Below are 7624 nucleotides of genomic sequence, written 5' to 3' on the forward strand. Positions count from 1 at the left end.
CTGACGGATTGCCCCATGACCCTCTCGCTTGATCTGCTGTTGGGCTTTGCCCTGTTTGCCCTTGTTACCTCGATTACACCGGGGCCGAACAACACCATGTTGCTGGCGTCGGGCGTGAACTTCGGCTTCAACCGCACCATTCCTCACATGCTCGGCATTACCTGCGGTTTCTTCGTATTGGTGGTCGCCGTGGGCTTTGGCCTGGGCGCGGTGTTCCAGACTTACCCGATTCTCTACACCGTGCTGCGCTATCTCGGCGCCGCGTATCTGTTGTATCTGGCGTGGAAAATCGCCCATTCGGGGCCGGTGGGTGAGGGCGTGGAAGGCGAGGCCAAACCGATCAGCTATCTGGGTGCCGCCGCGTTTCAGTGGGTCAATCCCAAGGCCTGGATCATGGCCATCGGCGCGATCAGTACTTACACGCCGATGCAGGGTTACTTCACCAACGTGGTGGTGATCGCCGCGGTGTTCGCCATCATCAACCTGCCCAGCGTCGGTGTCTGGGCAGCGTGCGGCACGCTGCTGCGTAACGTGCTCAAGGACCCGCGCTGGTTGCGGGTGTTCAACTGGGGCATGGCGGCGCTGTTGGTGATTTCGCTGTACCCGTTACTTCTCGAAAGCTTTCACTGACGCATTGCTTCAACCGCCGGCCCGATGCCTGTTAAGCTCGGCTTTAGGAGCGTTCCTACGCACTTTTAAATGAAGTTGTTCTTCTTTAACGGCATCCGATCAGGTATTGATGACGGTCTCGAACCCAGGCGCAGCTCACAAGGCTGCGCTGTGCCGTTTGCAGACACGAGCCTCCTGATCCCGGAACACGCTCTGCGAGTCTTTTATGAAAAAACGTCCGTTGTATTTCGATTACGCCGCCACCACCCCGGTGGACGAGCGGGTCATCCAGGTGATGATCGATTGTCTGGGTTTTCACGGTAACTTCGGCAACCCGGCGTCCAGCTCCCATGCCTTCGGCCAGCAGGCCCGGCACACGGTCGAGCAGGCCCGGCGACAAGTCGCCGAACTGGTGGGCGCCGAGGCCGCGCAGATCGTCTGGACCTCCGGCGCCACCGAGTCCAACAACCTCGCCCTCAAGGGCGTGGCCCAGGCCCGCGGGGTTGCCGGCGGCCACATCATTACCAGCCAGATCGAACACAAAGCCATTCTCGATACTGCCCGGCAATTGCAGGATGCCGGCGTCGCGGTGACCTATCTGGTGCCGGACGCCGAAGGCCTGATCACTCCGCAGGCGGTCAGCGAAGCAATGCGCGACGACACCTTTCTGGTATCGCTGATGCTGGTCAACAACGAACTCGGCACCCTCAATGACATCCCAGCCATCGGTGAAGTCGTGCGTGGCCGTGGCGCGTTGTTCCATGTCGATGCCGCGCAGGGCGCCGGCAAAGTGGCGATCGATCTGCAGCAGTGGCCAGTGGACTTGATGTCGTTTTCTGCGCACAAGCTTTACGGTCCCAAGGGGATCGGCGCGTTGTTTGTCGGCCCGCGCGCGCAGCAGCGTTTGCAGGCGCAGATTCATGGCGGCGGTCATGAAGGCGGGCTGCGCTCCGGGACCCTGGCGACGCATCAGATCGCCGGCATGGGCGCGGCATTCGCCTTGGCGGCTGCCGAATTCGATGCCGAGAAAAAGTCCATCGTGGCGCTGCGTGAACGGCTGCTCGAACAGTTGCTGAGTCTGCCGGGCGTACGCCTCAACGGCAGCGCCAGCCAGCGCATCGCGCACACGTTGAGCCTGACCTTCAGCGAAGGTGAATTCAACAGTGCGGCCTTGAGCCAGTCGATCGCCTTTTCCGCGACCTCGGCCTGTAACTCGGCGAGCAATACGCCATCTCACGTGCTGCTGGCGCTGGGGCACGACGCCCGGCTGGCCGGGCGTACCATTCGCCTGAGCCTCGGCCGTTTCACCACCGCCGCCGATGTCGATCAGGCGGCAGAACTGATCAAAGGCGCCTGCGCCAGTGCCCCGGCATTCTGGGCGACAGGGCTTTAACCAGCCGGTTTCACGGCTACGAACAATAACGATGAAGTGATTGGCAGGAGACATGATGAGTACCCAGACTTTGACCGAAGGAACGGTTCCCCAGCGCCTGGCGCACACCCGTGAATTGATGCGCCGTGAAGGCATTCATGCGTTGCTGGTGCCATCGGCCGACCCGCATCTGTCGGAATACCTGCCGGGCTACTGGCAAGGGCGGCAATGGCTGTCGGGCTTTCATGGTTCGGTCGGCACTTTGATCGTTACCGCTGATTTCGCCGGGGTCTGGGCCGACAGTCGCTATTGGGAGCAGGCGACCAAGGAACTCAAGGGCAGCGGCATCGAACTGGTCAAGCTGCAACCGGGTCAGCCGAGCCCGCTGGACTGGCTGGCGGAGCAGACACCCGCAGGTGGTGTGGTAGCGGTCGATGGTGCGGTGATGGCCGTGGCTTCAGCGCGGACCCTGAGCAGCAAGCTTGAGGCCCGCGGCGCGCGTCTGCGCACTGACATCGACTTGCTGAATGAAGTCTGGGCGGATCGCCCGAGCCTGCCGAACGCGCCGATCTATCAGCATCTGCCACCGCAAGCGACGGTCAGCCGTGGCGAAAAACTCGCCAAACTGCGCGAGACCCTGCAGGAACGTGGCGCCGATTGGCACTTCATCGCCACCCTCGATGACATCGCCTGGCTGTTCAACCTGCGCGGCGGCGACGTGTCGTTCAACCCGGTGTTTGTTTCTTTTGCGTTGATCAATCAACAGCAGGCCACGCTGTTTGTGGCCTTGAGCAAAGTCGATGCCGAGCTGCGTGCAGTGCTGGAACAGGACGGCGTGACTCTGCGCGATTACCGCGAAGTGGCCGACGCCTTGCGCGCCGTACCGGGTGGTGCGAGCCTGCTGGTGGATCCGGCGCGGGTGACCAGCGGTTTGCTGGATAACCTCGACAGCGCGGTGAAACTGGTCGAAGGCTTGAACCCGACCACCCTCGCCAAATCGCAGAAGAGCGAGGCCGATGCACAGCACATTCGCAAGGCCATGGAACAGGATGGCGCGGCGTTGTGCGAATTCTTCGCCTGGCTGGAATCGGCCTGGGGGCGTGAACGCATCACCGAACTGACCATCGACGAAAAACTCACCGCTGCCCGCGAGCGCCGTCCGGATTACGTGTCCTTGAGCTTCAACACGATTGCCGCGTTTAACGCCAATGGCGCGATGCCGCACTATCACGCCACCGAAGAAGAACACGCGGTGATCGAGGGTGACGGCTTGCTGCTGATCGACTCGGGAGGCCAATACCTGGGCGGCACCACCGACATAACCCGAATGGTCCCGGTCGGTACGCCGACGGCTGAGCAGAAGCGTGACTGCACGCGTGTGCTCAAAGGCGTGATCGCGCTGTCGCGGGCGCAGTTCCCGAAAGGCATTCTCTCGCCGTTGCTCGATGCCATCGCGCGTGCGCCGATTTGGGCGGAAAGCGTGGATTACGGTCACGGTACCGGTCATGGGGTCGGCTATTTCCTCAACGTGCATGAAGGCCCGCAGGTGATCGCCTATCAGGCAGCACCGGCACCGCAAACGGCGATGCAACCGGGGATGATCACCTCGATTGAACCGGGCACCTATCGTCCGGGTCGCTGGGGCGTGCGCATCGAGAACCTGGCAATGAACCGCGAGGCGGGGAGCAGCGAGTTCGGTGAGTTCCTCAAGTTTGAAACCTTGACCCTGTGCCCGATCGACACGCGCTGTCTGGAGCCATCCTTGCTCACGCAGGAAGAGAAGCAGTGGTTCAACGCCTACCACGCTGAAGTGCGTGAGCGCCTGAGTCCGTTGCTTGAGGGGGCCGCGCTGGAGTGGTTGAACACGCGCACAGCGGCGATCTGAATGGCTGAAACCCGGGCGCTGTTGGCAGCGTCCGGGTTCTGAGGTTTTTCTAAGCCTGACGCAGGGCCTCTTCGACGAAGTCGAGGCGGTCCTGGCCGAAGAACAACTGGTTGCCGATAAACATGCTCGGCGCGCCAAATACACCGCGTTTAATGGCTGTCTCGGTGTTGTCCTTCAGGGCTGCCTTGACTGTCTCGTCGTTGGTCAGGGCCAGGACTTCATTGGGATCGAAGCCTTGTTCGCTCAAAACCGCAGCGACAGTCTCCGGCTCATCGAGAGGGCGTCCATCCACCCACAATGCCTTGAACAGACAGTCGATAAACGCCTGGAAACGTTCTGGTTGGCGCAGTTGAATGCCAGTGACGGCACGCATCAACATCAACGTGTTGATCGGAAAATGCGGATTGAATTTCAGCGGCACGCCATAGCGTTTGGCGTAGCGATCCAGATCCTGAAACATGTAGCGGCCCTTCGCCGGAATCATCGCCGGTGATGCGTTGCCGGTCGCTTTGAACACGCCGCCCAGCAGCATCGGGATATAGATCAGCTCGCTTTGAGTTGCGGCACATATTTTCGGTAATTGGGTGTAAGCCAGGTAGGTGGCAGGGCTGCCGAGGTCGAAATAGAACTCCACGGTTTTCGTCATCTTCGCTGCTCTCTGATTATTGTTATGGAGGAGGCGGGGCTTACCAGCGTTCGTTCCACGGGCGCAGATCCAGCTCGAAGGTCCAGGCATCCCGTGGCTGACTGTGCAGATACCAATAGTTTTCGGCGATGTGTTCGGGATTGAGAATACCGTCCTGATCCTTGGTCGCGTACTTCTCGGGGAAACTGTTGCGAATGAAGTCGGTATCGATCGCGCCATCGACCACTATATGGGCGACGTGGATATTCATCGGCCCCAACTCGCGCGCCATGCTTTGCGCCAGTGCACGGATACCATGTTTGGCGCCGGCAAACGCGGCAAATCCGGAAGCACCGCGCAGCCCGGCGGTGGCGCCAGTGAACAGAATGGTGCCGCGTTGGCGGGTGACCATGCGCTTGGCCACTTCGCGGGCATTGAGGAAACCGGAGAAACAGGCCATTTCCCAGATCTTGAAATACTTGCGCGCAGTTTCTTCGAGAATGCTGCAAGGCACGTTGGCGCCGATGTTGAAGACAAACGCCTCGATCGGGCCGAGGCGGTTTTCAATCTCTTCAATCAACGCAATCACGTCTTCTTCCTTGCGCGCATCGCAGGCAAAACCGTGTGCTTCGCCACCCTCGGCCTGAATCGCCTCGACCAGCGGCTGCAATTTGTCGGCGCTGCGCCGGGTGACGCAAGCGATAAAACCTTCTCTGGCAAAGCGCTTGGCAATCGCTCCGCCAGTGGCATCGCCCGCACCCACCACCAACACGACCTTCTTGTTATTCATGGGTAGATCCCTTTAGTAAACGATCGTTAAGTGAACGAACGTTATGCTAGGATCCGGACAACGTCAAGGCGGTCGATCAAGAGGGCAAGCACATGCGGTATTCCGCCGGTCATAAGCTGGAAACCCGAGAAAAGCTGCTGAACAGCAGCGCGCTGTCAGCCAAGCGTTCGGGCTTTTCCACAGTCGGTGTCGATGGTTTGATGAAGGCTATCGGCCTCAGTGGCGCAGCGTTTTATAGCCACTTTTCGTCGAAAAACGAGCTGTTCACGGCGATCGTCGAGCGTGAACTGTGTCAGAGCCTGGAGCGACTGGGAGGGCAGGGGGCGCAGGATCGTGAGCGGCTGGAACGCTGTCTGAAACAGTACCTGAGCATGGCTCACGTGGAGCAGCCTGAATCGGGCTGCGCCTTGCCGACACTGGGTGCGGAAATTGCCCGTTCAGATGATCAGGTTCGCGAGCAGGCAGAGTTGTGGATTTGTCGGTTGCACGCCAGTTGGGCGCAGATTCTGGAAAGCGACAGCCTGGCGTGGGCTATTCTGTCGCAATGCGTCGGAGCGTTGGTAGTGGCGCGGATGCTGGTGACGCCGGAGATTCAACGGACGGTTTTGAAATCCAGTCATGAGGAAATCGGGCGTCAGCTGGCTGCTCGACAAGGCGAGCAGCCAGCATGATTCATTTGCAGATGACGATCATGCTGCGGCTGGTATAACCGGCCGGATTAAGACCGAACGGGTAGTCGCCGGGTTCTTCCACGGCGTCCCCTGATTTGGCGATGACTTTGTAGCCCTTTGGGGCGCAGGCATTGGCGGCGCTGGTGTAGCACTTGTCCCAAGAGGACGACAGCCCGGAACAGTTGATGTGCAGCCCTTTTTTACCGTGCTTCACTTGGGTCTTGGCGGTGGCTGCGCACCCCGCTACTGCCAATACAGCGATCAGTATCAAAATTCGTTTCATTACCGTCCTTATGGTAGCCACGAGTCTGGCGCTCGGGTCTGCCTGTATTCGCCTGCGCTTTAAGCGGTTCGATATCCCTGTCCGAAAAAATCCATGCCTGGCACTGAGTTAAGGGGCCTAAACATGGCCTAAATGAACGCCAATTGCCAGACCTTCGTCAAATCCTGTTTCAATCTGCCGCTACAACGGGTTTGGCGCTACTGCCCATGGTCATGGTTGCCCCGACGGAAGCCAGAATAATGCACAGGATCGCCATCCATTGTGACAGCGTGAGGTACTCCTGCAGGAATAGCAGCCCGGACAACGCGCCAAAGGCCGGTTCGATGCTCATCAACGTCCCAAAGGTGCGGGCTGGTATGCGGGTGAGGGCGACCATCTCCAGCGTGTAGGGCAAAGCAGTCGAGAGGATGGCGACGCCGATGGCCACCGGGATCAGCGACGGGGTGAGCAATGCCGCGCCGGCATGCACTATGCCGATCGGGGCGACAAACAGTGCGGCAATCATCACGCCCAGCGCCGCGGTCGTCACGCCGTTGTCGGCGCCAGCCTTTTGGCCGAACAGAATGTACAGCGCCCAGCACACGCCGGCCCCCAAGGCGTAACCGGCGCCCATTAGATCAATCCCCGTGGATGTCGCTCCTGTCGGGATCAACAGCAGCAGGCCAACTGCCGCCAGAGCAATCCAGAGAAAGTCGATAGCGCGGCGGGAGGCGTAGATGGCGACGGCCAACGGACCCGTGAATTCAAGCGCGACTGCAATGCCAAGTGGCACGGTGCGCAATGACATATAGAAGAGGAAGTTCATGCCGCCCAGCGCCATTCCGTAAACGATCACCGTGCGCAAGGATTGAGCGGTCAGCCTGGCGCGCCACGGACGCAGCAGTAACAGCATGATCACGCTGGCGAAGACCAGGCGCAGAGTGGTCGTCCCTTGGGCGCCAACCACCGGGAACATGCTCTTGGCCAGAGAGGCGCCAGACTGGATGGATGCCATGGCTATTAATAAGAGGCCAACCGGGAACAGTATTGAGGCCAGAGAGCGAGGTTGGTCAGTCATTGCGAGGCATCATCCGAAGGTGAGAGCAGGGTGTTGTTTTAAGTGTTGGGCAATATACTGCGCATTCGCTGACGTTGCATCTATATATAAGCAGGCTTTTTCGGTGCATTGATAGAAAACTGAAATTAACGGTTGACGGCAGATTCAGGAGGTCTATAATTCGCCCCACTTCCGGCGCAGTCGAAACGGAAAACTGCTTGAGATTCAACGAGTTACGCAGTTTTCGGCAGCGGCTTGCTTCAGTTCATCGAAGCCTGGAAGGAGTTGAAAGAGCGGTGATGTTTGGCTCTTTTGACGGTTCGATCTTCTCGGTCGAAAGCGGAGAAAAAGAG

General features: G+C 59.5%; 8 protein-coding genes. 4 read left to right on the forward strand and 4 right to left on the reverse strand.

The window, feature by feature from the left end:
- Positions 1 to 15: 15 nt before the first annotated feature.
- The 3 genes from LVD08_RS12390 (at position 16) to LVD08_RS12400 (ending at position 3866) form a co-directional block, all read left to right on the forward strand.
- Complete coding sequence (locus LVD08_RS12390) at positions 16 to 630, forward strand: LysE family translocator (RefSeq protein WP_003226640.1); 615 nt, start codon at positions 16 to 18, stop codon at positions 628 to 630.
- Between the two features lie 205 nt (positions 631 to 835).
- Positions 836 to 2002, forward strand: a complete 1167-nt coding sequence (locus tag LVD08_RS12395; protein WP_247268251.1) for an aminotransferase class V-fold PLP-dependent enzyme — start codon at positions 836 to 838, stop codon at positions 2000 to 2002.
- A 55-nt stretch (positions 2003 to 2057) separates the two neighbouring features.
- Positions 2058 to 3866 carry an aminopeptidase P family protein gene (locus LVD08_RS12400; RefSeq protein WP_150368218.1) on the forward strand — a complete coding sequence of 603 codons (1809 nt, stop codon included), beginning with the start codon at positions 2058 to 2060 and terminating at the stop codon, positions 3864 to 3866.
- Positions 3867 to 3915: 49 nt separating this feature from the next.
- On the opposite strand, the gene LVD08_RS12405 is transcribed toward LVD08_RS12400, so the two are convergent.
- Both LVD08_RS12405 and LVD08_RS12410 read right to left on the reverse strand, forming a co-directional pair.
- Positions 3916 to 4512, reverse strand: coding sequence for a 2-hydroxychromene-2-carboxylate isomerase (locus tag LVD08_RS12405; protein WP_247268252.1), 597 nt, complete (start codon positions 4510 to 4512; stop codon positions 3916 to 3918).
- Between the two features lie 40 nt (positions 4513 to 4552).
- Entirely contained in the window at positions 4553 to 5281 is a 729-nt protein-coding gene (locus LVD08_RS12410; RefSeq protein WP_098964828.1) for an SDR family oxidoreductase, read from the reverse strand.
- A gap of 92 nt (positions 5282 to 5373) precedes the next feature.
- Here LVD08_RS12410 and LVD08_RS12415 point away from each other — a divergent pair, with 92 nt between their 5' ends.
- Complete coding sequence (locus LVD08_RS12415) at positions 5374 to 5952, forward strand: TetR/AcrR family transcriptional regulator (RefSeq protein WP_027613371.1); 579 nt, start codon at positions 5374 to 5376, stop codon at positions 5950 to 5952.
- A gap of 1 nt (position 5953) precedes the next feature.
- On the opposite strand, the gene LVD08_RS12420 is transcribed toward LVD08_RS12415, so the two are convergent.
- Positions 5954 to 6235 (reverse strand): hypothetical protein, encoded by a 282-nt coding sequence (locus LVD08_RS12420; protein ID WP_096795010.1) that lies wholly within the window; start codon positions 6233 to 6235, stop codon positions 5954 to 5956.
- Between the two features lie 169 nt (positions 6236 to 6404).
- Complete coding sequence (gene rhtA, locus LVD08_RS12425; protein ID WP_247268253.1) at positions 6405 to 7292, reverse strand: threonine/homoserine exporter RhtA; 888 nt, start codon at positions 7290 to 7292, stop codon at positions 6405 to 6407.
- Positions 7293 to 7624: the final 332 nt, after the last annotated feature.

Source organism: Pseudomonas sp. YL2, from assembly GCF_023063025.1.
Taxonomy (GTDB): Bacteria; Pseudomonadota; Gammaproteobacteria; order Pseudomonadales; family Pseudomonadaceae; genus Aquipseudomonas; species Aquipseudomonas putida_A.

What these genes read in the sequence shown, in the direction of transcription:
- LVD08_RS12390 (WP_003226640.1), top strand. Translation starts at nt 16, where the DNA reads ATGACCCTCTCGCTTGATCTGCTGTTGGGCTTTGCCCTGTTTGCCCTT.
- LVD08_RS12395 (WP_247268251.1), top strand. Translation starts at nt 836, where the DNA reads ATGAAAAAACGTCCGTTGTATTTCGATTACGCCGCCACCACCCCGGTG.
- LVD08_RS12400 (WP_150368218.1), top strand. Translation starts at nt 2,058, where the DNA reads ATGAGTACCCAGACTTTGACCGAAGGAACGGTTCCCCAGCGCCTGGCG.
- LVD08_RS12405 (WP_247268252.1), bottom strand. Translation starts at nt 4,512, where the DNA reads ATGACGAAAACCGTGGAGTTCTATTTCGACCTCGGCAGCCCTGCCACC.
- LVD08_RS12410 (WP_098964828.1), bottom strand. Translation starts at nt 5,281, where the DNA reads ATGAATAACAAGAAGGTCGTGTTGGTGGTGGGTGCGGGCGATGCCACT.
- LVD08_RS12415 (WP_027613371.1), top strand. Translation starts at nt 5,374, where the DNA reads ATGCGGTATTCCGCCGGTCATAAGCTGGAAACCCGAGAAAAGCTGCTG.
- LVD08_RS12420 (WP_096795010.1), bottom strand. Translation starts at nt 6,235, where the DNA reads ATGAAACGAATTTTGATACTGATCGCTGTATTGGCAGTAGCGGGGTGC.
- rhtA (WP_247268253.1), bottom strand. Translation starts at nt 7,292, where the DNA reads ATGACTGACCAACCTCGCTCTCTGGCCTCAATACTGTTCCCGGTTGGC.